Consider the following 22687-nt stretch of genomic DNA (forward strand, 5'->3'; position numbering starts at 1 on the left):
GTCGGGTCCGCATGGCGGACCAGACCTCTTCTGCACTGGAAGTGCGCGGGGCTACCGGTGGATGGGGGAGACGGGCACCGAGTCGAGCGTGAACACCGGGATGCTCGAGGTGACCGGTGCCGGCTCGACGGCCGCGGGGATCGTCACGCCGTGCGCGGCGAGCTTCGCCTCGGTCTCGAGCGCGGAGACGGGCTGCCCGACGGTGGCGTAGTGCCCGATCGGCACGACCGAGTGCACGACGTTGTGGCCGTAGACGTGCACGAGGTTGAACGACTGCGCACCGTCTCGTCCGCGGGTGCCGCCCTGGAACTCCGTGAGGTCCTGGGTGTAGCAGGTGGCGCTGGCGACGGAAACCGGGATGCCGGCGAACACCGCACTGGTGGAGTAGTGCAGGTGCCCGGCAATGATGGCGAGGACGTCGCTGCCCTCGACGACCTCGGCCAGGGCCTGCTGGTCGCGGAGCTCAACGAGGACGGTGAGGTCCTGGACACTCGGCACCGGCGGGTGGTGCATCGCGAGGATGGTGCCGTGCGGCGCGGCCTCGGACAGGACCTCGGCGAGCCAGTCGAGCTGCTCGGGGGAGACCTCACCGTGGTGGTGACCCGGCACGCTCGTGTCCAGGGTGATCACGCGGAGACCGTTGACGTCGTAGACGAAGTCGACCGGGCGGTCGGTGGGCTGCAGGCCGAAGAGCTCCTGGCGGAAGGCACCGCGCTCGTCGTGGTTGCCCATAGCCCAGATGACCTGTGCACCGATGCGCTGCGCGGCCGGTTCGAGGATCTCGCGGACGCGGGCGTACGCCCCCGGCTCGCCCTTATCGGCCACGTCGCCGGTGACGACGATCGCTTCGGGACGCGTGCCCGAAGCTTCGATGTCCGCGACGATCTGCGTGAGCCGAGCGGCGGAGTCGACATCGCCGTACAGGTCGCGGTCCCCGGAGACGAGGTGCGTGTCGCTGAGGTGGAGGAGGAAGTGGTTCGGCCTGGGGTGTTCGGCCGTCCGGCTGTCCATCGGGGTCTCATTCCGTTGGCGGATGCGTGGTGCAACACGTTGCCACACCGTCCTGGACGAGTCCAGCACGCGAGAGTGAACCAGCCGTGAACTGGGGGCGGCGTTTCGCGGTGTGGACGAAGAAACCCCCGCCACTTCGTGACGGGGGTTGCTTCGTGCGCTACCGATCAGTGATCGCCGGGGCCGACCTGGGGAGCCTGGTGGCCACCCTCGAGGTTCGGGCCGTGGTGCGCGGCGTGTGCTGCCTCGAGTTCTGCCTTCGAGACCGGCTCGATGCGGTCTTCGAAGAAGAAGCGGGAGACGCCGGCGCGGACCTTCTGCAGACCCGTGATCTTGCCCTTGGCGTTCGGGCGGATCATCAGCGGCTTGTACTCGTTGAACTGCAGGAGCTTCCAGCGCTCGTACTCGTCGAGCTGCTCGTGCACCTCGATGTACTCGCCGTGGGGGAGTCGGACGATGCGGCCCGACTCGTAGCCGTGCAGGACGATCTCGCGGTCCTTCTTCTGGAGGGCGAGGCAGACACGCTTCGTGATCCAGAAGGCGATGAACGGACCGAGGACGGTCGTTGCCTGGATCACGTGGATCACGTGTTCGATCGACACCAGGAAGTGCGTCGCGATGATGTCCGACGAGGCTGCTGCCCAGAGGCTGGCGTAGAGCGTGATGCCAGCGGCACCGAACGCCGTGCGCGTCGGGGCGTTGCGCGGGCGGTCGAGGATGTGGTGCTCACGCTTGTCGCCCGTGACCCACGCCTCGATGAAGGGGTAGAGCAGGATCGCCAGGATGAGCAGCACCAGGACCGCGATCGGCGCCAGGATGTTGAACGACACCGTGTAGCCGAACCACACGACCTCCCAGTGCGGCGGGACCAGTCGGAGCGCGCCGTCGGCGAAGCCGATGTACCAGTCGGGCTGGGTACCGGCGGAAACCGGGGAGGGGTCGTACGGGCCGTAGTTCCAGATCGGGTTGATCGTGAACAGCGACGCGATGAGGGCCAGGATGCCCGCGACGATGAAGAAGAACCCACCGGCCTTCGCGGCGAACGCCGGGAGGATCGGGACACCGACGACGTTCTCGTTGGTCTTGCCCGGACCGGCGAACTGCGTGTGCTTGTTGATCACGACGAGCACGAGGTGGACACCGAGCACCGCGACGAGGATCGCCGGTAGCAGCAGGATGTGCAGCGTGTACAGGCGGCCGACGATGTCGGTCCCCGGGAACTCACCACCGAACAGCAGGTAGGCGATCCAGACACCGATGACCGGGACACCCTCGATCATGCCGACGATGATCCGCAGACCGTTTCCGGAGAGCAGGTCGTCGGGGAGCGAGTAGCCGGTGAAGCCCTCGGCCATGGCGAGGACCCAGAGCAGGAAGCCGAAGACCCAGTTGAGCTCACGCGGCTTGCGGAAGGCACCGGTGAAGAACACGCGGGCCATGTGCAGCATGATCGACGCCACGAACAGCAGGGCTGCCCAGTGGTGCACCTGGCGGACGAAGAGCCCGCCGCGGATGTCGAACGAGATGTCGAGCGTGGACTGCAGGGCCGTCGACATCGCCACGCCCTTGAGCGGGACGTACGAGCCGTTGTAGACGACCTCGGTCATGGACGCCTGGAAGAAGAACGTCAGGAAGGTCCCGGAGAGCAGCACGACGACGAAGCTGTACAGCGCCACCTCGCCGAGCATGAAGCTCCAGTGGTCCGGGAAGATCTTGCGGCCGACTTCCTTGACGAGGCCCGAGATGCTGGTGCGCTCGTCGATGTAGTTGGCGACCCCGCCGATGATGCGGGATCCGCGCTCCGGCGCCGGCTTGTTCGTCGACGTGTTCGGTGCGGTGGTGGTGGTGCTGGTCATCAGCGTTCACGCTCCCAGAAGGACGGTCCGACCGGCTCGTGGAAGTCGCTCTGGGCAACCAGGTAGCCGTCGTCGTCGATCGCGATCGGAAGTTGGGGGAGGGGGCGTGCTGCCGGACCGAAGATGACCTCGCAGTTGTTCGAGACATCGAAGGTGGACTGGTGGCACGGGCACAGCAGGTGGTGCGTCTGCTGTTCGTAGAGCGCGACGGGGCAACCGACGTGGGTGCAGATCTTGGAGTACGCGACGATGCCGTCGTAGCCCCAGTTCTCGTGGCCCTTGGACGGGTTGAGGTCCTTCGGGTCGAGACGCATGAGGAGGACGGAGGCCTTGGCCTTCTCCTCCAGCATGTGCTCGGACTCGAGCATGCCCTCGGGGATGACGTGGAACACCGAACCGATGGTGACGTCGGAGGCCTTGATCGGCAGACCCGTCGGGTCCTTCGTCAGGCGCAGGCCCTGCTTCCAGAAGGTGTGGCGGAGCAGCTCGTTGGGGTCCTCGGCCGGAGCGAGGTCACGGACCAGGACGATGCCGGGGAGCGGGAACGCGGCCAGGGCACCGATCATCGAGTTGCGGATCAGCTTGCGACGGCTGAAGCCCGACTCCTTGTCGGCGAGCTGGAACGCCTCGACCGCCTTGGCGCGGGTCGCGTCGGTGCCGCGGGTGCCGTGGCGGAGCTCGGTGATCTCACGGTCGACGACCAGGGACTTCGACCAGTAGACGGCGCCGAGGCCGAGGGCGAGGAGCGCGAGGGCGATCGACAGGCCCAGGAAGAGGTTCGCGGTGCGGACCGTCCCGAAGTCGCTCGGGTCGATCGGGAAGGCGACGTACGCCGCGATCGACAGGACGCTGCCGACGATCGACAGGTAGAAGTACGCGGCGACCTGGCGCTCGGCCAGACGCTGCTTCTTCGGGTCGACGTCGGTGCGGCGCGGGCGGTGCGGCGGCTCGCCCGGGTTCTCGAACGGGTCGACGGGGAGGACCGCGATCCCGGGGGAGGTGGTCGTGCCGTGCTTCTCGACAGCCGAGGACGAGTTCAGCGTCTCGTCGTCGTGCTCTGCCATGGTGTTCCCTTCAGTGTCGTTCGACACGGACGATCAGTTGGACTTCGCGGTCAGCCAGACGGTCATCGCGACGACCGCGCCCAGTCCGAAGATCCAGATGAACAGACCCTCGGCGACCGGCCCCAGGGAGCCGAGTGCGAAGCCACCGGGGGACTTGTTGTCCTGCACGTACTTGAGGTACGTGATGATGTCGGCCTTCTGCTCCGGCGTCAGGTTCAGGTCGTTGAAGACCGGCATGTTCTGCGGGCCGGTGAGCATGGCCTCGTAGATGTGCTTGCCGGAGACCGTCTCGAGGTTCGGGGCGTACTTGCCCTCGGTCAGCGCACCGCCGGCGCCGGCCACGTTGTGGCACATGGCGCAGTTGATGCGGAACAGCTCGGCGCCTTCGGCAGCGTCGCCGTCCTCACCGTTGGTGAGCTCGGTGGACGGGACCGACGGGCCGGGGCCGAGGGAGGCGACGTACTGCGCGAGTGCGTCGACCTGCTCGTCCGTGAACTGCGCGGGCTTCTCTTCGGCCTGCGGGCCCTGAGCGGCCATCGGCATGCGGCCGGTGCCGACCTGGAAGTCGACCGACGCGGCGCCGACACCGATGAGGGACGGGCCCTCGCTCGTGCCCTGCGCGGAGAGACCGTGGCAGGTGGCGCAGTTCGAGGCGAAGAGCTTCTCGCCCTCGTTCACCTGCGACTGGCTCGAGGCGGCGACGGTGTTCGTGCTGTCGTCGGCGTTCGCCGTGGAGCTGAACAGTGCGTACGCGCCACCGGTGGTCATGAGACCCACGACGATGAGCGACACGGTCGCCATCGGTGAACGGCGGCCCTTCTTGGACTTGGTTCTGTTGAACATGTGCTGGGGGGTGTCCAGTTCCTACTTGAGAAGGTAGATGACGGCGAAGAGGAAGATCCACACGACGTCGACGAAGTGCCAGTAGTACGACACGACGATGGCGGTGGTCGCTTCCTTGTGGCCGAAGTTCTTGGCGGCGAAACCGCGGCCGAGCGTCAGCAGGAAGGCGATGAGGCCACCGGTCACGTGGAGCCCGTGGAACCCGGTGGTCATGTAGAACGCCGAGCCGTATGCGCTGGAGGAGAGCGTCACGCCCTCATGCCAGAGGTTGGCGTACTCGAAGATCTGGCCGCAGACGAAGATCGCACCCATCGCGTAGGTGACGAAGAACCACTCCGTCATGCCCCAGTGGCGCGGGTTCCAGCTCGTCCGGTGCACCTGGAAGCGCTCCGCGGCGAACACGGCGAACTGGCAGGCGAAGCTGGACAGCACCAGGATGATCGTGTTCACGGAGGCGAAGGGCACCTCGAGCTTCGCGGTCTCGGTCGCCCAGAGCTCAGGGGACGTGCTGCGGAGCGTGAAGTAGATCGCGAACAGGCCGGCGAAGAACATGACCTCGCTGCCCAGCCACACGATCGTCCCCACGGCCACGGCGTTCGGCCTGTTGAGGGCCGGACCGCTGGCTGATCTGGAGAGAGAGGTGCTAGTCACGTCCTCCATTATGGCCGAAACCCCCGACAGTGTTTTCGCAGGAGACTGGCGGGTCTCTCGAATTCACTACGATCGAGCCATGCCTGACGCACTTTCTTGGCCAGCAGTGATCAGCGCGCTCATGGCGCGCGAGGACCTGACGATCAGGCAATCCACATGGGCCATGGAGGAGATCGTGCACGGGCGCGCCACCCAGGCACAGATCGCAGCCTTCGCCGTGACGCTCCGCGCGAAGGGCGAGACCGTCGACGAGGTCGTCGGGTTCCGCGACGCGATCCTGGACGCCGCTGTTCCGCTCGACGTCGATCCGATGGCGCTCGACATCGTCGGCACCGGCGGCGACGTGGTCGGCACCGTGAACATCTCGACCATGGCGGCCATCGTGATCGCCGCCGCCGGGGTCCCCGTCGTCAAGCACGGCAACAAGGCAAGCTCGTCGAAGTCCGGGTCGAGCGACGTGCTCGCCGCCCTCGGACTCGATCTCACGATGGACGCCGCGCGTGTCGCGGACACCTTCCGGCGTGTCGGGCTGACCTTCGCCTTCGCCAACGCGTTCCACCCCGGTTTCGCCCACGCAGGCCCGGTCCGGCGCGAGATCGGCGTGCCGACGGTGTTCAACTTCCTCGGCCCGCTGGTCAACCCCGCACGGTGCGAGGCCAACGCCGTGGGGGTCGCCCAGCTCGACCTCGTCCCGATCATCACGGGTGTGTTCCAGACGCGCGGCGCGACGGCCCTCGTGTTCCGCGGCGACGACGGACTCGACGAGCTGACCACCACCGGGCACAGCCACATCTGGGAGGTCACCGGGGGCCGCGTGACCGAGCACGACCTCGACCCGCGGGACCTCGGCATCGCCCGCGCACGCACGGAGGACCTGCTCGGCGGCGACCCCGAGCACAACGCCGGAGTCGTCCACCGGGTGCTCGCGGGGGAGACCGGACCCGTCCGCGACATCGTCCTGCTGAACGCCGCGGCCGGCCTCGTCTCGTTCCGGCTGGCCCAGGACCCGAACGAGTCCGACCGGCCGATCCTGCAGCGCTTCCGCGAGCAGCTTGTCGTCGCCGCCGAGGCGGTCGACTCCGGCGCCGGTGCGCGCAAACTGGCTGATTGGGTCGGCGCAGCCCCCGCCGCGTAGTCCACGCCGACCCCGCGCACCGTGCGCGGTGCGTCACCCGGTGCGAGCCTGACAGCCCGGTGCTGCGCCACGAGCGCGCACCCGGCAGTCACCGCTGCACCCGGTCAACAACACCGCACCGTGCCGTGCCTGCCACCCCGTGCCGGACCGGAGGGCCGTGGCGGGCCCGCCGCGCGCCTCCAGTCCGCACCGTGCGCGGTCCGCGATCCCGTGCCACCCCAGCGCGAGCCGCACCGTGCGCGGTGCGTCACCCGGTGCGAGCCTGACGGCTCGGTGCTGCGCCACGGGCGCGCACCAGGCGGTCAGCGCTGCACCCGGTCAACAAGACCGCACCGTGCCGTGTCGGCAACCGCCCGACCACCGCACCAACCGACCGGCCGACCGCGACCGACCCGCAGGAGACGCAACGCACAGGAGGCCCGGTGCCGGTTCCTGGAACCGGCACCGGGCCTCCCGTCTGTGCGTTCAGTGCACGCGGTCAGCGTGCGCGTGCTTCGTTACTGCACGTCCTCGTCGACCCAGTCGAAGGTCTTCGTGACGGCCTTCTTCCACAGGCGGAGCGTGCGCTCGCGCTCGGCGGCGTCGAGCTGGGGCTCCCAGCGCTTGTCCTCCTGCCAGTTGGCACGGAGCTCGTCGAGGTTGGCCCAGAAGCCGACCGCGAGACCAGCGGCGTAGGCCGCACCGAGCGCCGTCGTCTCCGCGACGACCGGACGGACGACCGGCACGTTGAGCATGTCGGCCTGGAACTGCATGAGCTCGCTGTTGGCGGTCATGCCGCCGTCGACCTTGAGCTCGGTCAGGTCCACACCGGAGTCGGCGTTGACCGCGTCGAGGACCTCGCGGGTCTGCAGCGCCGTCGCCTCGAGGGCGGCACGCGCGATGTGGCCCTTGTTGACGAAGCGGGTGAGGCCGACGATCGCACCGCGGGCGTCGGGACGCCAGTACGGCGCGAAGAGCCCGGAGAACGCCGGCACGAAGTACACGCCGCCGTTGTCCTCGACGGTCTTGGCCAGGGCCTCGACCTCCGGGGCGCTGCCGATCAGACCGAGGTTGTCGCGGAGCCACTGGATGAGCGAGCCCGTGACGGCGATCGAACCCTCGAGGGCGTAGTGCGTCTCCTGGTCGCCGAGCTTGTAGCCGACGGTGGTGAGCAGGCCGTTCTCGGAGCGGACGATCTCGGTACCGGTGTTGAAGATCAGGAAGTTGCCGGTGCCGTAGGTGTTCTTCGACTCACCCTGGTCGAACGCGGCCTGACCGAAGGTCGCGGCCTGCTGGTCGCCGAGGATGCCGGCGATCGGGACCTCGCGCAGCAGGCTCGAGGACTCGACGTGGCCGTAGACCTCGGAGGAGCTGACGATCTCGGGGAGCATCGACTTCGGGACGCCGAAGTCCGCGAGGATGTCGTCGCGCCACTGCAGCGTCTCGAGGTCCATGAACAGCGTGCGGGACGCGTTCGTGACGTCGGTCTTGTGCACGCCGCCGTCGATGCCACCGGTCAGGTTCCAGAGGACCCAGGTGTCGGTGGTGCCGAAGAGCAGGTCGCCCGCCTCGGCCTTCTCACGAGCACCCTCGACGTTCTCGAGGATCCACATGATCTTGGTGCCGGCGAAGTACGTCGCGAGCGGCAGGCCGACGATGGCCTTGTACTTGTCGGTGTCGCCGTCAGCGAGCTTGTCGACGAGCGCCTGCGTGCGGGTGTCCTGCCAGACGATCGCGTTGTAGATCGGCTTGCCGGTGGTCTTGTCCCAGACGACGGCGGTCTCGCGCTGGTTGGTGATGCCGACGGCTGCGACGTCGTGGCGCGTGATGTCGGCACGCGACAGTGCCTGACCGATCACCTCGCGGGTGTTGTCCCAGATCTCGGCGGGGTCGTGCTCGACCCACCCGGCACGCGGGAAGATCTGCTCGTGTTCCTTCTGCCCGGTCGAGATGATCGAACCGGAGTGGTCGAACACGATTGCTCGGGTCGAGGTCGTGCCCTGGTCGATGGCGACGATGTAGTCGGCCATTGGTGCTCCTTACGGGTGTGTTCGGTGCGGGTGCGTGTTCGGTCGTGCGGAACGGCCGTCCACGCCTTCGGGGTGGGGGTGGGTCAGCTGACGATGGGCAGCAGGGCGTAGGACAGCCCGGCGGCGAGGGCGCCACCGATCAGCGGTCCGACGACCGGCACCCAGGCGTAGGCCCAGTCGCTCGAGCCCTTGCCCTTGATGGGCAGGAAGGCGTGCGCGATGCGGGGGCCGAGGTCACGGGCCGGGTTGATGGCGTAGCCGGTGGGGCCACCGAGGCTGACACCGATCGCGATCACGAGGAAGGCGACGGGGATCGCACCGAGCTCCGACGGGGTCTGCCCGTTGGTGAACGCGATGACGACGAAGACCAGCACGAAGGTGCCGATGATCTCCGTGACGAGGTTCCAGCCGTACGACCGGATCGCGGGGCCGGTCGAGAAGACGCCGAGCTTGGCGGCCGCGTCGGGCTCCTCGTCGAAGTGCTGCTTGTAGGCGAGCCAGACGATGACCGCACCGATGATCGCGCCGATCAGCTGGGCGAGCCAGAACAGGAACATCTCGCCGACGGTGATGTTACCGAGGATCGCCTGCGCGAGGCTGACCGCGGGGTTGAGCTGTCCGCCGGACTTGTAGGACACGGTGACACCGGCGAAGACCGCGAAGCCCCAGCCGATCGTGACCATCAGGAACCCGGCTCCGAAGCCCTTCGACTTCGCCAGCGACACGGCGGCGACGACGCCGCCACCCAGGATGATGAGCATCGCCGTACCGACGAGCTCGGACAGGAACTTGACGCCGATGTCGTCCATCGGTGACCTCCAGTGCGTGAGGTGGGGGTCCGGCCGTGCTGCGCCGCACTCCCCGTTGAGTGATTGAGGCCAACCATAGTGACGACGCTCACGGCCGGGCGATGAATTCGTGAGCGAAGTGCGGCATCGTGCACGAACGTGCAGGACGAGTGTCCCCTGCACGATCCCGAGCCGGTGGCGCGTCCTCGGCGCACTGCACGAACGTGCATCGGGAGCGGACGGCCGCCCGTGCCGTCGATGTAGATTGGGCCCACTCCGGTCGACGACGCGCGGTGTGGCCGCCACGGTTCGACCCCGTACCCGTGGAGGCACCGCATGAAGAAGCTCATCAACGACCCGCAGGCCGTGGTCGAGGAGACCGTCCGGGGCTTCGCCCGGGCACACGCCGGACACGTCGTCCTGGTCGAGGACCCGATCCACCTGCACCGCGCTGACGCACCCGTCGCCGGCAAGGTCGGGATCGTCAGCGGCGGTGGCAGCGGCCACGAGCCGCTGCACGCCGGCTTCGTCGGGTACGGCATGCTCGACGCCGCGGTGCCCGGCCCGGTGTTCACGAGCCCGACGCCCGACCCGATCGTCGCCGCGACGAAGGCCGTCGACGGCGGTGCGGGCGTGCTGCACATCGTGAAGAACTACACCGGCGACGTGCTCAACTTCGAGACGGCCGCCGAACTCGCGGCGATGGACGACGTCCGCGTCGAGTCCGTCGTGGTGGACGACGACGTCGCGGTGCAGGACTCCCTGTTCACCGCCGGACGTCGCGGTGTCGCCGGGACCGTCGTGGTGGAGAAGTGCGCCGGCGCCGCCGCCGAGCGCGGGGACGACCTGGACGCGGTCGCCGCCGTGGCCCGGCACGTCAACGACGTCACGCGGTCGATGGGGCTCGCACTGGCATCGGGAACCGTCCCGCACGCGGGGGAGCCGTCGTTCGTGCTGGCCGACGACGAGGTCGAGCTCGGCATCGGCATCCACGGCGAGCCCGGCCGCGAGCGGATCGCGATGGCACCGGCGGACGAGCTGGTCGACCGCGTGCTCGAACCGATCCTGACCGACCTCGACGCCCCGGCCGGGTCGTCGCTGCTGCTCCTCGTGAACGGCATGGGCGGCACCCCGCTGTCCGAGCTCTACATCGCGTACCGACGCGCCGCCGAGGTCCTCTCGGACCGCGGCCACCAGGTCACGCGTAGTTTGGTCGGCGACTACGTCACGTCCCTCGAGATGCAGGGGTTCTCGCTCACCGTCACGGTGCTCGACGACGAACTCACGGCCCTCTGGGACGCCCCGGTGGAGACCCCGGCCCTGCGCTGGGGACGCTGAGCGTCCACGGCCGCTCGACCACCGGAACACGACACCGGGCCACCGGGCCCGACACACGAAGGGAACCGCATTGGCGCTCGACACCGCATGGGCCATCGACTGGGTCCGTCGCACCGCCGCGACGATCGACGAACACCGCGCCGAGCTCGTCACGCTCGACCGTGAGATCGGGGACGGCGACCACGGCGAGAACCTCGACCGCGGGTTCCGGGCCGTGCTCGAGGCCGTCGACTCCGGGTCCTTCGACACCCCGGGTGCCGTGCTCAAGACCGTCGCGACGAAGCTCATCTCGACCGTGGGCGGGGCGGCCGGCCCGCTCTTCGGCACCGCCTACCTGAAGGCGGCGCAGGCGGCCGGTGACGCGGCCGAACTCGACGCGGACACCCTGGTCGCCGTCCTCACCGCCGCCCGCGACGGTGTCGTGTCCCGCGGCAAGGCAGCGGTCGGCGACAAGACGATGGTCGACGCGTGGAGCCCGGCGGTCGACGCCGCAGCAGCGGCCGCCGGTGCCGGCGAGGACCCGAAGGCCGTGCTCACCGCAGCGGCCGACGCCGCCGCGCAGGGTGCGGCGGACACCGAGCCGCTCGTCGCCCACAAGGGCCGCGCGAGCTACCTCGGCGACCGCGCGATCGGGTACCGCGACCCCGGTGCGCAGTCGACCGCGTACATCCTGCGCGCAGCGGTGGACGCAGCGTGACCGTCGGCATCCTGGTCGTCTCGCACAGCGCGGCGATCGCGACGGGCACCGTCGAGCTCGCACGGCAGATGGCCGCGGACGTGCCGCTCGTCGCCGCGGGCGGCACGGACGACGGCGGCATCGGCACCTCGTTCGAGGCGATCACCGCCGGCATCGAGGAACTCGCCCAGGCGGACGCCGTCGTGGTCCTGTGCGACCTCGGCTCCGCCTACCTGACGACCGACACCGCGCTCGACTTCCTGGACGACGACGTCCGCGCCCGCGTCCACGTGTCGCAGGCCCCGTTGGTCGAGGGAGCGGTGGCCGCTGCGGTCGCCGCCCAGACGGGCGGCGACGCCGACGCGGTGCTGGCCGCCGCGGCATCGGCCGCGGGTTCCGAGGCGGACGCGAGCACCGCCTCCCGTCCGTCCGGTGACCAGCCTGGAGGCACGGGGCCGGCCGACGGGACTGCCTCCGTCGGCGACGCGGCCGGCTCCGACCGCGTGAGCGCGTCGGTCGAGCTGGTGAACGAGACCGGGCTGCACGCCCGGCCCGCCGCGGAGTTCGTGAAGACGGCGGCGAAGTACGACGCGAGCGTGCACGTCAACGGCGTGGACGCGAAGAGCCTGCTGGCGATCATGGCCCTGGCGCTGCCGAAGGGTGCGACGGTGTCGATCGACGCGACCGGACAGGACGCGCAGGCCGCGGTCGACGCCCTCGTGGAACTGGTCCGGTCCGGCTTCGGCGAGTGACACCGCCGCCGGACGAGTGACAGCGCCGCCGGGGGAGACCCCGGCGGCGGTGCCCGCCCCGGTCAACGGATCGAGATCGTCCCCGCCAGGTCGAGGTCCGAGGGGCCACCGGTGACCCCGGCGTCCGCGAGCAGGGTGGCACCGAACACGGCGCTCCAGAACGTGCGGGCGTCCCGGGCGACACCGCTCGGGCTCGCCCAGCCCTGGTCGGCGACGACGCGCTCCAGGTAGCGCTCGGACTGCCGGAACAGCACGGCCAGCAGCAGCCGCACGCGCTCACGCTGCGCCGGGTCGTCCCCGGCAGCGCCGAGCGCGCGGACCACGAGCGGGGTCGACGGCATCGCGAGGGCGGTGCGGGCGAGGACCTGCCGGAACGCCTCTGCCGAGCGGGCACGACGGCTGGCCGCCTGCAGTCGCGTGGTGTCGCGCAGGAACAGCGCGAACGCGGCGTCGAGCACCAGGCGATCCTTCGAGCCGTAGTGGTGCGTGATCTGGTTCGGGTAGACGCCCGCGGCCCGGGCGACCTCACTCACGGTGACGCTCCGCGCACCCGCATGCAGCAGTCCGGCCGTCGCGGCGAGGATCTTCGCCCGTGTCGCCGCGCCGCGTGCCGTGCCCGATCCGTCCGCCGTGGTTGCCATGCCGGAATTGTACGTGGTACAACTCGACTTGTTCAACGTACAAGAGGAGTTCCCGTGGACATCGTCATCACCGGCTACGGCGCGGTCTCACCCTTCGGCCACGGCGTCGCGCCGCTCTGGGACGCCCTGGTGGCCGGTCGCTCCGGCGTCCGCGACCTGCACCGCGACGGTGGGCTCTGGGAGCAGGTGCCGACCCGGGTCGGTGCCGACGCCGCACTCGACGCCGAGGGGGCGCTCGGCCGGGTCCGTGCCAACCGCCTCGACCGCAGTCAGCAGCTCGCACTCGTCGCCGCCGACGAGGCCTGGGCCGACGCGGGCGCGCCGACGATCGAGGGTGACCGGCTCGCCGTGGTGATCGGCACCGGGATCGGGGGAGTGCAGACCCTGCTCGACGCCCACGACGTGCTCGGAGCCTCCGGGGCACGTCGGGTGTCGCCGCGGACGGTGCCGATGCTCATGGCCAACGGAGCCGCCGCCCAGATCAGCATCGCGTACGGGGCCCGCGCCGGGGCCTACACGACCGTGTCGGCCTGCGCGTCGGGCGCAGAGGCGATCGCTGCCGCGGCTCGGCTCATCGCCACGGGCGAGGCCGACGTCGTCATCACCGGCGGCACCGAGGCGGCCGTGACCCCGGTGACGATGGCGTCGTTCGCCCAGTCGCAGGCCCTCGCGAAGCCCGACGGCGCCGACCCGACGACCCTGTCACGACCGTTCGACGCCGACCGCCGCGGCTTCGTGCTCGGCGAGGGCGCCGGGATCGTCGTGCTCGAACGTGCCGACCACGCCGCAGCCCGCGGGCAGCACTCGCGCGGCACGCTCGCGGGGTGGGGCATCACCTCGGACGCGCACCACATCACCGCGCCGCTCGCCGACGGCAACGAGCAGGAGCGGGCCATGCGGGCCGCGATCCGGATGGCGGCGCTCACCGGCGCCGACGTCGACCACGTGAACGCGCACGCCACGGGCACCCCAGTCGGCGACGTCGGTGAGGCGGCCGCGATCAACCGGGTCGTGGGGACCGGCGCGCTCGTCACCGCACCGAAGAGCGCGATCGGGCACATGTTCGGAGCGGCCGGGGCCGTCGAGGCGATCCTGACGATCCGGGCGCTCGAGACCGGGACCGTCCCGCCCACGCTGAACCTCGAGCGGCTGGACCCGGCCATCGACCTCGACGTCGTGTCCGGGACCGCCCGCACGGCTCCGCTCCGTGCCGCGCTGAACAACTCGTTCGGGTTCGGCGGTCAGAACGCGTCGCTGGTGTTCACCGCGGCGTGAGCTCCTGCAGCCCGGTGACCCGGAGCAGGTCGAGCTTCGCGGCGTCCTCGGAGCCCGGCACCACCGTGTAGACGACGATCCGCAGGTCGCCGCCGGGCACGCTGAGCACGTCGCAGTCGATCTCGACCGGCCCGACCGGCGTGTGCACGACCTTGCGACTGGCCCGGTGCTCGGCGATCCGGCCGGTCTCCCACCGGCGGGCGAACTCCGGGGACCCCCGCAGCAGCCGTTCGACGAGGTCGGCCAGGTCACGGTCGGCCGGGTACCGCCCGTACGCCTGCCGCAGGTCGGCGGCGAGGTCGCTCGAGAACTCCTCCTGGTGGTCCTCGTCCCAGTCCACCCCGTCGTGGTCCTGCATGAAGTGCCGCCACACCAGGTTGCGTTCGAGCCCGACGTACCGCGAGGGGTCGCCGTTCACCGCCGCCCACAACTCGTTCCAGAGCACGATGTCGTGGGTCGCCGTGAACACCGCGAGCGGGACGTCGCCGAGTCGGTCCACGAGTCGCTGCACGCCGGGCGTGATGTGCCGCGGCACCACCTGACGCGACGGCGGGGCGACGCCTGCCACCCGGCACAGGTGGTCCCGTTCCTCGGACGACAGCCGGAGCGCCGTCGCGAGTGCGCCGAGCAGTTGCGGTGACGGGTTCGTCGCCCGACCCTGCTCGAGGCGGACGATGTAGTCGACGCTCACGCCCGCGAGGGCGGCGAGCTCCTCGCGTCGGAGCCCCGGGGTCCGTCTGCCGGGTCCGGCCGGCAGGCCGACCGCCTCCGGACGCACCCGGTCACGCCAGGAACGCAACACGTTCGCGAACTCGCTCATGCCCACCATCATCGCCCCGCGCCTCCTGTCCGTCCTGGTACTGCCGGTCCCACCGTCGCACCGTGCCTGGGGGAGCCGCGTCGGCGGGGGCATTCTGGACCCATGACAACGACACTGATCACCGGGGCGAACCGCAGCCTCGGACTCGAGACCGCACGCCGACTCATCGAGGCCGGCCACACCGTGTACGCCGGCATGCGCGACCCGGCCAGCGGCGACGACGCCCGCGCACTCGGCGCCCACGTCGTGCAGCTGGACGTGACCGACCAGGCCAGCATCGACGCGGCGATCGCCTCGATCCCCGCGCTGGACGTCCTCGTGAACAACGCCGGGATCCTCGGCACCTCGTTCGGGGTCGACGACCTCGACGCGAGCGCGATGGCGACCGTCCTCGACACCAACGTCACCGGCATCGTCCGGGTGACCCAGGCCGCGCTGCCCTTGCTGCGACGTTCGGCGGCACCCGTCATCGTGAACGTCTCGTCGGGGGTGGGGTTCCCGCGCTGGCTGACGACACCGGGGCACGACGAGTACGGGGTGCCGGCGGTCCCGTACGCGGCGTCGAAGGCGGCCGTGATCGCGCTGACGGTGCAGTACGCGAAGAACCTGCCCGGGTTCCGGGTGAACGCGAGCGACCCGGGCTACACGGCGACGGAGTTCAACGGGTTCGGCGGACACCAGACGATCACCGAGGGCACCGACGCCACGGTCATGCTCGCGACGATCGGCACCGACGGGCCGACGGGGGAGTTCCACAACCGCGAGGGCCGCATCGAGTACTGAGGGGCAGCGCTGCGTGTGCGACCGCGCCCCCTCAGTCGTGCACGTCGGCACCGAACCCCGGGCCGGGGCGCATCATCCAGCCGTCCGGGTCGGGCAACGAGCGGAACCCGAACCGCTCGTACAGGCCGTGGGCATCGGCGGTGAACAGGGCGAAGCGCTTCAGACCGAGCGGCTCGATCGCCTCGGTCACGCCGCGCACGAGGGCGACCCCGACGCCGCGGCCCCGGGCGTCGGGGTCCACGAACACGTCGGCGAGCCACCCGAACGTCACCCCGTCCGTGATCACGCGCGCGTAGCCGAGCTGCTCGCCGGTCGTCGCGTCGTACACGCCGAAGTTCCGGGAGCCGGCGATGATCGCCTCCTGCGTCGCCCGATCACGCCCGCGGGCCCAGTACGACTCCTCACTGAGCCAGCGGTGCACGCGGTCGACGTCGAGGTCGGCGGGGTCGGCGGAGAAGCGCAGATCGGTCACGTGACGAGTCAACCGGCCGACGTGCCTGCGGCGCAACGGCCGATCGGGTCGCGGTGGACCGCTCCCGTGGTCGGGTGGCCGGGTGGCCGGGTGGCCGGGTGCCCGTCGGCCTGGAGGCCCGTGGGGACCCCGACACGCGGGTCGCGTCGGACGGTTGGTCGCGCTGGTCCGGCGTCCGGCGTCCGGCGTCTGTCAGGATGGCCCCATGCGCGCCGTCCAGTACGCCCAGTTCGGTTCCGTCCCCTCGATCGTCGACCTGCAGGAACCGGTCGCACCCGACCACGGCGTCGTCGTCCGGGTGGCTGCCACCGGCGTCTGCCGCAGTGACTGGCACGCGTGGAAGGGCCACGACGACTCGGTCCGGCTGCCGCACGTGCCCGGCCACGAGTTCGCCGGCGTCGTCGCGTCGATCGGCACGGGCGTCCAGCGGTTCGCCGTCGGTGACCGGGTGACGGCACCGTTCGTGTTCGCCTGCGGGACCTGCGCCGAGTGCCTCGACGGCGCCACCCAGGTGTGCACCGCCCAGCAGCAGCCGGGGTTCGACCTGCAGGGCTCGTACGCGGACTCCCTGGTCGTCCCGCACGCCGACCTGAACCTCGTCGCGCTGCCCGACGCCGTGGATTTCGCGGTGGCGGCAGCGCTCGGCTGCCGATTCGGCACCGCGTTCCACGCCCTGCACGCCCGAGGGCGCGTCGCCGCAGGGGAGTGGGTCGTGGTCTACGGCTGCGGCGGAGTCGGGCTCTCCGCGGTCATGGTCGCCGTGGCCGCCGGCGCGCACGTCGTCGCCGTCGACGTCTCCACGGCCGCACTCGAGCGCGCCGCTGCCCTGGGCGCCGACACCGTGCTGATGGACGCCGATGCCGTCACCACGGTCCGATCCCGCACGGGTGGCGGAGCGCACGTCTCGCTCGACGCCTACGGCAGCCGTGCCACCTCCGTCGCCGCCGTGGCATCCCTGCGTCCGCGCGGTCGGCACGTGCAGGTCGGGTTGCTCCTCGATGACGAAGCCGCTCCGGCGATCCCGATGGGCCGGGTCATCGCGGACGAACTCGAACTGCTCGGCAGCCACGGCGCTGCGGTCGGGGAGTACGGCGCGATGCTGGACGCCGTCGTGGCCGGGCGGCTGCGTCCAGAGCAGACGATCGGCCGCACGATCGGCTTCGACGATCTGCCCGAGGCGCTCGTCGCGATGGACCGACCGGCAACGTCGTCGGGGATGACCGTGGCGGTGTTCTGAGGCTCGAGCGTCCCGTCAGCCCTCGGTCCGCGCGTCGGCGCCCCGGCGGATGCGGAGCACGACCGCACCGATGACGAGCACTGCCAGGATCCCGACGACCCCGAACAGGAGTGCCGGGCCGCCGTGGCCGTGCGCGTGCGTTCCGGCACCCGTGTTCTGTGCGGCTCCCGCTGCCGCTGCCGCTGCCGACGGTTCCGAGGATGATGTGGGCGCGGCCGTCGGGCTCGTCGTCGTGGGTGGAACGGTCGGAGATGCGGCCGTTTCCACCCAGAACGCGAGCTGCCCCTCGATCGGATGGCCGTCAGGGGAGACGTACCGCCAGACGAGGGTGTGCGGGCCGGGGGAGAGCGACACCGCTTTGGACATCGAGGTGCCGTCGACGGCCACCGCTCCGGAGGACTCGTCGGTCCCGCCGTCGTCCCGGACCTCGATGCGCAGACCGGCTTCGAGCCCGGCAAGCGGCGCCTCGCTGAAGGTGAGCGTCACTCGCTCAAGGTCGGCAGCCACGGTGGCGCCGTCCGCCGGATCACTCGATGTCAGTGCTGCGTGCGCCGATGCGGGTGTCGTGCCGATCAGCACGAGGAACGCGGACAGGGCGACGGCGAACAGGACCCGGGGCGTCGCGGTTCGTGAGCGGCGTTGGTCATCTCGGTGATCGTGCACGCGTCCACGCTAGGGAAGCGATGTCGAGCGTCCCGTCAGCCGAGCGGGCAGGGCAGGAACGCCTGAGTCGACATAAGCCTGAGTTGACATAATATGCATTATCGGCGCCCTGGCGGAGACGCTTCGTGAGCAGAAAAGGTCGAGTCCGCTGCACGGACTCGACCTCTTCTGCTCACTGGATGACGACGGCGTCAGTCGGCGGGCTTCGTCGGGACGTCGTCGGCGTCGATCTCGAGCGCTGCCGGCTCGCCGCCCTGTTCCTCCAGGGTGTCCTGGTCGGTGTCGGGCTGCTCCGGCGACTCGCTCTGGGTGGTCTCTTCGGCTGGGTCAGGCTGGCTGTAGCTCATGCGCCGGACGGTACGCCCGCGTTCCTGAACAGCTGCAAGCTCGGCGCCCGAGACGCTTGGTGAGCAGCAATGGTCGAGTCCATCCGCTGGACTTGACCATTACTGCTCACGATGCGGGCAGGACCCGGATGAACGTCAGTTGTTGATCATCTGCGTCGCGACGACCGCGCCGATGATCATGAAGATGATCGCGACGATGATGGCGATGACGCTGAGGACGATGCCGGCGAGCACCATTCCACGGCCGCCAACCGCGCGACGACGCGCGATGAAGCCGAGCACCAGGCCGATGATGCCGGCGATGAGCCCGACGATCGAGAACAGGAACGCAAAGACGACGCCGACGATGCCGAGGACGAGCGAGCCGACGGCGATTCCGTTGCCGCTGTTGGTCGCGGGCGCGTTGCCGGGGTTGGACATGGTGGAGCTCCTTCTGGTCAGGACGCCGATCCAGGCCGGGCAGCCGATCGTGAGCGTCAGTCAGAATGGTAGTCCTCACACACGGCTGGCGCCCAGATTCGCCGTCCGAGCCGGTCCCCCGGCTCAGGCTCCGACGTACGCAGCCAAGTGCTGGCCGGTCAGCGTCGACCGCGTCGCCACGAGTTCAGCGGGCGTCCCCTCGAACACGATGCGCCCGCCGTCGTGCCCGGCGCCCGGCCCGAGGTCGATGATCCAGTCGGCGTGCGCCATCACGGCCTGGTGGTGCTCGATCACGACGACCGTCCGGCCGGCGTCGACGAGCCGGTCGAGCAGGCCGAGCAGCTGCTCGACGTCGGCCAGGTGCAGGCCCGCGGTGGGCTCGTCGAGCACCACCACGCCGCCCCGGTCACCGAGGTGCGTCGCGAGCTTGAGCCGCTGCCGCTCTCCCCCGGACAACGTGGTGAGCGGCTGGCCGATCGTCAGGTACCCGAGCCCCACGTCGGCGAGCCGGGCGAGGATCGTGTGGGCGGCCGGCAGTGCGGACTCCCCCGCCGCGAAGAACGCCAGCGCGTCGGCGACGGACATGCCGAGCACCTCGCTGATGTCCTTCCCGCCCAGGTGGTACCCGAGCACGGACTGGTCGAACCGCTTGCCGTCGCACTCGACGCAGGGGCTCGCAACGCCCGCCATCATGCCGAGGTCGGTGTACACGACACCGGCACCGTTGCACGCCGGGCAGGCGCCCTCGGAGTTGGCACTGAACAGTGCGGGCTTGACGCCGTTGGCCTTCGCGAACGCCTTGCGGATCGGCTCGAGCAGGCCGGTGTACGTCGCCGGGTTGCTCCGCCGGGAGCCACGGATGCCGCTCTGGTCGATGGCGACCACGTCGTCGCGCCGGGCCAGCGACCCGTGGATGAGTGTGCTCTTGCCCGAGCCGGCGACCCCCGTGACGACGGTGAGCACCCCGGTGGGGACGTCCACGTCGACGTCGTGCAGGTTGTGGGCTGACGCGCCGCGGATCGCGATCGCCCCGTCCGGACGACGGACCGCTGACTTCACGGTGACGCGGTCGTCCAGGTGCTGACCGGTCACGGTCCCGCTGGCACGCAGCCCGTCGACGGACCCCTGGTAGCAGAGCGTCCCACCGCCGGATCCGGCACCCGGCCCGAGGTCGACGACGTGGTCGGCGATCGCGATGACCTCGGGCTTGTGCTCGACGACCAGGACGGTGTTGCCCTTGTCGCGCAGCCGGACGAGCAGCTCGTTCATCCGCTCGATGTCGTGCGGGTGCAGCCCCGTGCTCGGCTCGTCGAACACGTACGTGACGTCGCTGAGCGAGGAGCCGAGGTGCTTCACCATCTTCACGCGCTGGCCCTCTCCCCCGGACAACGTGCCGGTCGGGCGGTCGAGCGACAGGTAGCCGAGTCCGATCTCGACGAAGGACTCGAGCAGGTCGCGGAGCCCCTCGAGCAACGGCCCGACCCCCGGGTCGTCCAGGCCCCGCAGCCAGGCGACGGCGTCGGTGATCTGCATCGCGCAGACGTCGGCGACGCTGCGGCCCGCGATCTTCGACGAGCGGGCGGTGTCGTTCAACCGGGTCCCGTCACAGGCCGGACACGTCGTGAAGGTCACGGCGCGGTCGACGAACGCCCGGATGTGCGGCTGCATCGCCTCGCGGTCCTTCTGCAGGAACGATCGGCGGACCCGGTGCACGAGCCCCTCGTAGGTCATGTTGATGCCGGCGATCTTCTGCTTCGTCGGCTCGCGGTACAGGAAGTCCTGCCGCTCCTGCTCGGTGAAGTCGCGGATCGGGGTGTCCCGGTCGAAGTAGCCCGACTCGGCGTACAGCCGCACGTTCCACCCGTCGGTCCCGTACCCGGGGATCGTGAGCGCGCCGTCCCCAAGCGACTTCGTGTCGTCGAACAGCTGCGTCAGGTCGATGTCGTTCACCAGCCCCCGGCCCTCGCAGTCGGCGCACATGCCGCCGAGCCGCGTGAACGAGACCTTCTGGGCCTTCGCGTCCGCACCCTTCTGCACCGTGATCGCTCCCCCGGCCGTCACGGTGGCGAGGTTGAACGAGAACGCGTTCGGCCCCCCGATGTGCGGCTGACCGAGTCGGCTGAACAGCACGCGCAGCATCGCGTTCGCGTCCGTGGCGGTGCCGACGGTGGAGCGCGGGTCGGCGCCGATGCGCTCCTGGTCGACGACGATCGCGGTGGTCAGGCCGTCCAGCAGGTCGACGTCCGGGCGCGCGAGCGAGGGCATGAACCCCTGCACGAACGCGCTGTAGGTCTCGTTGATCATCCGCTGCGACTCGGCGGCGACGGTGCCGAACACGAGCGAGCTCTTGCCCGAGCCGGAGACCCCGGTGAACACCGTGAGCCGCCGCTTCGGCAGGTCCACGTCGACGTCGCGCAGGTTGTTCGCGCGGGCACCGCGCACCCGGATCCGGTCGCGCCGGTCAGCAGGGTGCGCGTCGGCGCCCGTGGGGTCGTCGTCGACCGGATCGGTGTGCATGCGGGTCAGCGTACCGACGGGAGGCCCGTGGCGGGGCCGCCACGGGCCTCCCGTCCGGTCCTGGGTTGGCCGTCAGGCCGTGGTGCGCTGTTCAGGCGCCGTTTCGGCGCACCAGGTCCGGCAGCTCGGCGGGTTCGAACTCCTCGTCGGTCGCCTCGAGCTCGTCGGCGGTCCACCACCGCGAGGCGAGGATGTCGACGCGCTCGTCGTCGGTCCACTCGGCGTCGGACAGCTCGAAGCCGGGCGTGCGGACGACGTAGAACTCGGCGTGCCCGCGGTCGTGGTCGGCGAGGTCCCACTCGACCGTGAAGTCCCAGGACCACACCGGCTCGCCGGGTTCGTCGATGACGATCCCGGTCTCCTCGCGCAGCTCGCGGATCGCGGCGTCGCGGTGGGTCTCCCCCGGGTCGACCCCACCACCCGGCGTGATCCAGCGGTGGGCGCCGTCCGACGAGGGCGAATTCGTGTCCATCAGGAACACGCGGCCCTCGGGGTCGAGCAGCAGGATGCGGGAGGTGCGGCGCAGGCCGGGCTTCGCGGTCACCCGCCCGACGTTAGCCGACGAAACCGCTGACGTCGCCGACCAGCTTGGTGTGGTCGGCGGGGATCGGCTCGACGGCGGCGAGGGCGATCTCGGCCGCGAACTCGGACACGCTGTAGAGCTTGCCGACCTCCTGCCGACGCCCCTCGATCGCGCCGGGGTTCAGGCGGTTCAGCAGCGTCGCGGTGATCGTGCCCTCGATCATGTCGCCGGAGACGACGACGAACTCGATGCCGGCGGCCTCGAGCTGCGGGATGAGCTCACGGAGGGCGAGTTCTCCGGCGCGCTTGCTCTTGGCGACCGGGACGTACTCGTCCATCGTCTCGGCGGTCTCGACGAAGTGCGCCTGGTGGCTCGTGACGAACACCACGCGGGAGCCGGCGGGCATGTGCGGCACGGCGGTCTGCAGCATGTCGACCTGGGCGTCGCGGTTCAGGCGGAGCGCGTAGTCCTCGCCGACGCCGGACTCCATGCCGCCGGAGGCGTTGAGCACGAGCAGGTCGATGCCGCCCCACTCCTGGACGACGGTGTCGACGAGGGCCTGCACGGAGTCGTGCTCGGTGAGGTCGGCGCCGACGGCCAGGGCGGAGCCACCGGCCTCGACGATCTTCTCGGCGATCTGCTCCGCGCGCTTGGCCTTGTTGCGGTAGTTCACGACGACCTTCGCACCGGCCTCGGCGAGGTACCCGACGGTGTCGGCGCCGATGCCACGGGACGAACCGGTGACGACGGCGCGCTTGTCGGTGAGGGATCCGGGGGCGAGGGGGTTGCTCACAGTCGTGTTCTCCAGGTCTGGTTCCGGCCGGTCGGGCGCACCGAGCCTACCAATCGCCTGCACGACCGTCGGA

23 protein-coding genes are annotated in these 22687 nt (G+C 70.3%); 7 read left to right on the top strand and 16 right to left on the bottom strand.

What is annotated here, in order from left to right; genetic code table 11:
• Positions 1-51 precede the first annotated feature (51 nt).
• The 5 genes from DEJ29_RS09345 to ctaE all read right to left on the bottom strand — a co-directional run bounded on the left by DEJ29_RS09345 (position 52) and on the right by ctaE (position 5434).
• The gene (locus DEJ29_RS09345) at positions 52-1011 is read right to left on the bottom strand and encodes a phosphodiesterase (RefSeq protein WP_111094010.1); all 960 of its coding nucleotides are present in this window, start codon (positions 1009-1011) and stop codon (positions 52-54) included.
• 167 nt (positions 1012-1178) lie between these two features.
• The gene (gene qcrB / locus DEJ29_RS09350) at positions 1179-2867 is read right to left on the bottom strand and encodes a cytochrome bc1 complex cytochrome b subunit (protein ID WP_071403835.1); all 1689 of its coding nucleotides are present in this window, start codon (positions 2865-2867) and stop codon (positions 1179-1181) included.
• Positions 2867-3931: a cytochrome bc1 complex Rieske iron-sulfur subunit gene (gene qcrA / locus DEJ29_RS09355; protein WP_027465615.1), complete on the bottom strand. Its 1065-nt coding sequence runs from the start codon at positions 3929-3931 to the stop codon at positions 2867-2869. The genes qcrB and qcrA overlap by 1 nt, the downstream gene beginning before the upstream one ends.
• A gap of 33 nt (positions 3932-3964) precedes the next feature.
• Positions 3965-4774, bottom strand: a complete 810-nt coding sequence (gene qcrC, locus DEJ29_RS09360; protein ID WP_071403834.1) for a cytochrome bc1 complex diheme cytochrome c subunit — start codon at positions 4772-4774, stop codon at positions 3965-3967.
• A 21-nt stretch (positions 4775-4795) separates the two neighbouring features.
• Positions 4796-5434, bottom strand: coding sequence for an aa3-type cytochrome oxidase subunit III (gene ctaE, locus DEJ29_RS09365; RefSeq protein WP_027465617.1), 639 nt, complete (start codon positions 5432-5434; stop codon positions 4796-4798).
• A gap of 70 nt (positions 5435-5504) precedes the next feature.
• On the opposite strand from ctaE, the gene trpD reads away from it, so the two are divergent.
• Complete coding sequence (gene trpD / locus DEJ29_RS09370; RefSeq protein ID WP_111030102.1) at positions 5505-6560, top strand: anthranilate phosphoribosyltransferase; 1056 nt, start codon at positions 5505-5507, stop codon at positions 6558-6560.
• 497 nt (positions 6561-7057) lie between these two features.
• On the opposite strand, the gene glpK is transcribed toward trpD, so the two are convergent.
• Positions 7058-8569, bottom strand: a complete 1512-nt coding sequence (gene glpK, locus DEJ29_RS09375; RefSeq protein WP_071403832.1) for a glycerol kinase GlpK — start codon at positions 8567-8569, stop codon at positions 7058-7060.
• Positions 8570-8652: 83 nt separating this feature from the next.
• Entirely contained in the window at positions 8653-9378 is a 726-nt protein-coding gene (locus tag DEJ29_RS09380) for an MIP/aquaporin family protein (RefSeq protein ID WP_084740395.1), read from the bottom strand.
• A 315-nt stretch (positions 9379-9693) separates the two neighbouring features.
• Here DEJ29_RS09380 and dhaK point away from each other — a divergent pair, with 315 nt between their 5' ends.
• The 3 genes from dhaK to dhaM all read left to right on the top strand — a co-directional run bounded on the left by dhaK (position 9694) and on the right by dhaM (position 12123).
• Entirely contained in the window at positions 9694-10695 is a 1002-nt protein-coding gene (gene dhaK, locus DEJ29_RS09385; RefSeq protein ID WP_071403831.1) for a dihydroxyacetone kinase subunit DhaK, read from the top strand.
• 70 nt (positions 10696-10765) lie between these two features.
• Positions 10766-11392 carry a dihydroxyacetone kinase subunit DhaL gene (gene dhaL, locus DEJ29_RS09390; protein ID WP_110863732.1) on the top strand — a complete coding sequence of 209 codons (627 nt, stop codon included), beginning with the start codon at positions 10766-10768 and terminating at the stop codon, positions 11390-11392.
• Positions 11389-12123, top strand: coding sequence for a dihydroxyacetone kinase phosphoryl donor subunit DhaM (gene dhaM, locus DEJ29_RS09395; protein ID WP_111094011.1), 735 nt, complete (start codon positions 11389-11391; stop codon positions 12121-12123). The genes dhaL and dhaM overlap by 4 nt, the downstream gene beginning before the upstream one ends.
• A gap of 62 nt (positions 12124-12185) precedes the next feature.
• On the opposite strand, the gene DEJ29_RS09400 is transcribed toward dhaM, so the two are convergent.
• On the bottom strand, positions 12186-12764 hold the full coding sequence (locus DEJ29_RS09400; RefSeq protein WP_111094012.1) for a TetR/AcrR family transcriptional regulator: 579 nt from the start codon (positions 12762-12764) through the stop codon (positions 12186-12188).
• 54 nt (positions 12765-12818) lie between these two features.
• Between DEJ29_RS09400 and DEJ29_RS09405 the strand changes: the two genes are divergently transcribed.
• Positions 12819-14039 carry a beta-ketoacyl-[acyl-carrier-protein] synthase family protein gene (locus tag DEJ29_RS09405; protein WP_111094013.1) on the top strand — a complete coding sequence of 407 codons (1221 nt, stop codon included), beginning with the start codon at positions 12819-12821 and terminating at the stop codon, positions 14037-14039.
• On the opposite strand, the gene DEJ29_RS09410 is transcribed toward DEJ29_RS09405, so the two are convergent.
• On the bottom strand, positions 14026-14859 hold the full coding sequence (locus DEJ29_RS09410) for a helix-turn-helix domain-containing protein (protein ID WP_181438101.1): 834 nt from the start codon (positions 14857-14859) through the stop codon (positions 14026-14028). The two genes, DEJ29_RS09405 and DEJ29_RS09410, sit on opposite strands and share 14 nt — an antisense overlap.
• A 102-nt stretch (positions 14860-14961) precedes the next feature.
• Here DEJ29_RS09410 and DEJ29_RS09415 point away from each other — a divergent pair, with 102 nt between their 5' ends.
• Complete coding sequence (locus DEJ29_RS09415) at positions 14962-15642, top strand: SDR family NAD(P)-dependent oxidoreductase (protein ID WP_111094015.1); 681 nt, start codon at positions 14962-14964, stop codon at positions 15640-15642.
• A gap of 31 nt (positions 15643-15673) precedes the next feature.
• On the opposite strand, the gene DEJ29_RS09420 is transcribed toward DEJ29_RS09415, so the two are convergent.
• Positions 15674-16114 (bottom strand): GNAT family N-acetyltransferase, encoded by a 441-nt coding sequence (locus DEJ29_RS09420; protein ID WP_111094016.1) that lies wholly within the window; start codon positions 16112-16114, stop codon positions 15674-15676.
• A gap of 205 nt (positions 16115-16319) precedes the next feature.
• Between DEJ29_RS09420 and DEJ29_RS09425 the strand changes: the two genes are divergently transcribed.
• Positions 16320-17351 carry an alcohol dehydrogenase catalytic domain-containing protein gene (locus DEJ29_RS09425; RefSeq protein WP_111094017.1) on the top strand — a complete coding sequence of 344 codons (1032 nt, stop codon included), beginning with the start codon at positions 16320-16322 and terminating at the stop codon, positions 17349-17351.
• A 15-nt stretch (positions 17352-17366) separates the two neighbouring features.
• On the opposite strand, the gene DEJ29_RS09430 is transcribed toward DEJ29_RS09425, so the two are convergent.
• The 6 genes from DEJ29_RS09430 to DEJ29_RS09455 all read right to left on the bottom strand — a co-directional run bounded on the left by DEJ29_RS09430 (position 17367) and on the right by DEJ29_RS09455 (position 22614).
• A complete protein-coding gene (locus DEJ29_RS09430) occupies positions 17367-18014 on the bottom strand; it encodes a copper resistance CopC family protein (RefSeq protein ID WP_111094018.1) in 648 nt (215 codons plus the stop codon).
• A gap of 191 nt (positions 18015-18205) precedes the next feature.
• Positions 18206-18361 (bottom strand): hypothetical protein, encoded by a 156-nt coding sequence (locus tag DEJ29_RS09435; protein WP_163343611.1) that lies wholly within the window; start codon positions 18359-18361, stop codon positions 18206-18208.
• A gap of 135 nt (positions 18362-18496) precedes the next feature.
• The gene (locus tag DEJ29_RS09440; RefSeq protein ID WP_110863724.1) at positions 18497-18781 is read right to left on the bottom strand and encodes a DUF4190 domain-containing protein; all 285 of its coding nucleotides are present in this window, start codon (positions 18779-18781) and stop codon (positions 18497-18499) included.
• 123 nt (positions 18782-18904) lie between these two features.
• A complete protein-coding gene (locus tag DEJ29_RS09445; RefSeq protein ID WP_220037309.1) occupies positions 18905-21298 on the bottom strand; it encodes an ATP-binding cassette domain-containing protein in 2394 nt (797 codons plus the stop codon).
• Positions 21299-21389: 91 nt separating this feature from the next.
• Positions 21390-21842 carry an NUDIX hydrolase gene (locus DEJ29_RS09450; RefSeq protein WP_111094019.1) on the bottom strand — a complete coding sequence of 151 codons (453 nt, stop codon included), beginning with the start codon at positions 21840-21842 and terminating at the stop codon, positions 21390-21392.
• A gap of 10 nt (positions 21843-21852) precedes the next feature.
• The gene (locus tag DEJ29_RS09455; RefSeq protein ID WP_111024422.1) at positions 21853-22614 is read right to left on the bottom strand and encodes an SDR family oxidoreductase; all 762 of its coding nucleotides are present in this window, start codon (positions 22612-22614) and stop codon (positions 21853-21855) included.
• Positions 22615-22687: the final 73 nt, after the last annotated feature.

The sequence above is a fragment of the Curtobacterium sp. MCPF17_021 genome, from assembly GCF_003234605.2.
Taxonomy (GTDB): domain Bacteria; phylum Actinomycetota; class Actinomycetes; order Actinomycetales; family Microbacteriaceae; genus Curtobacterium; species Curtobacterium flaccumfaciens.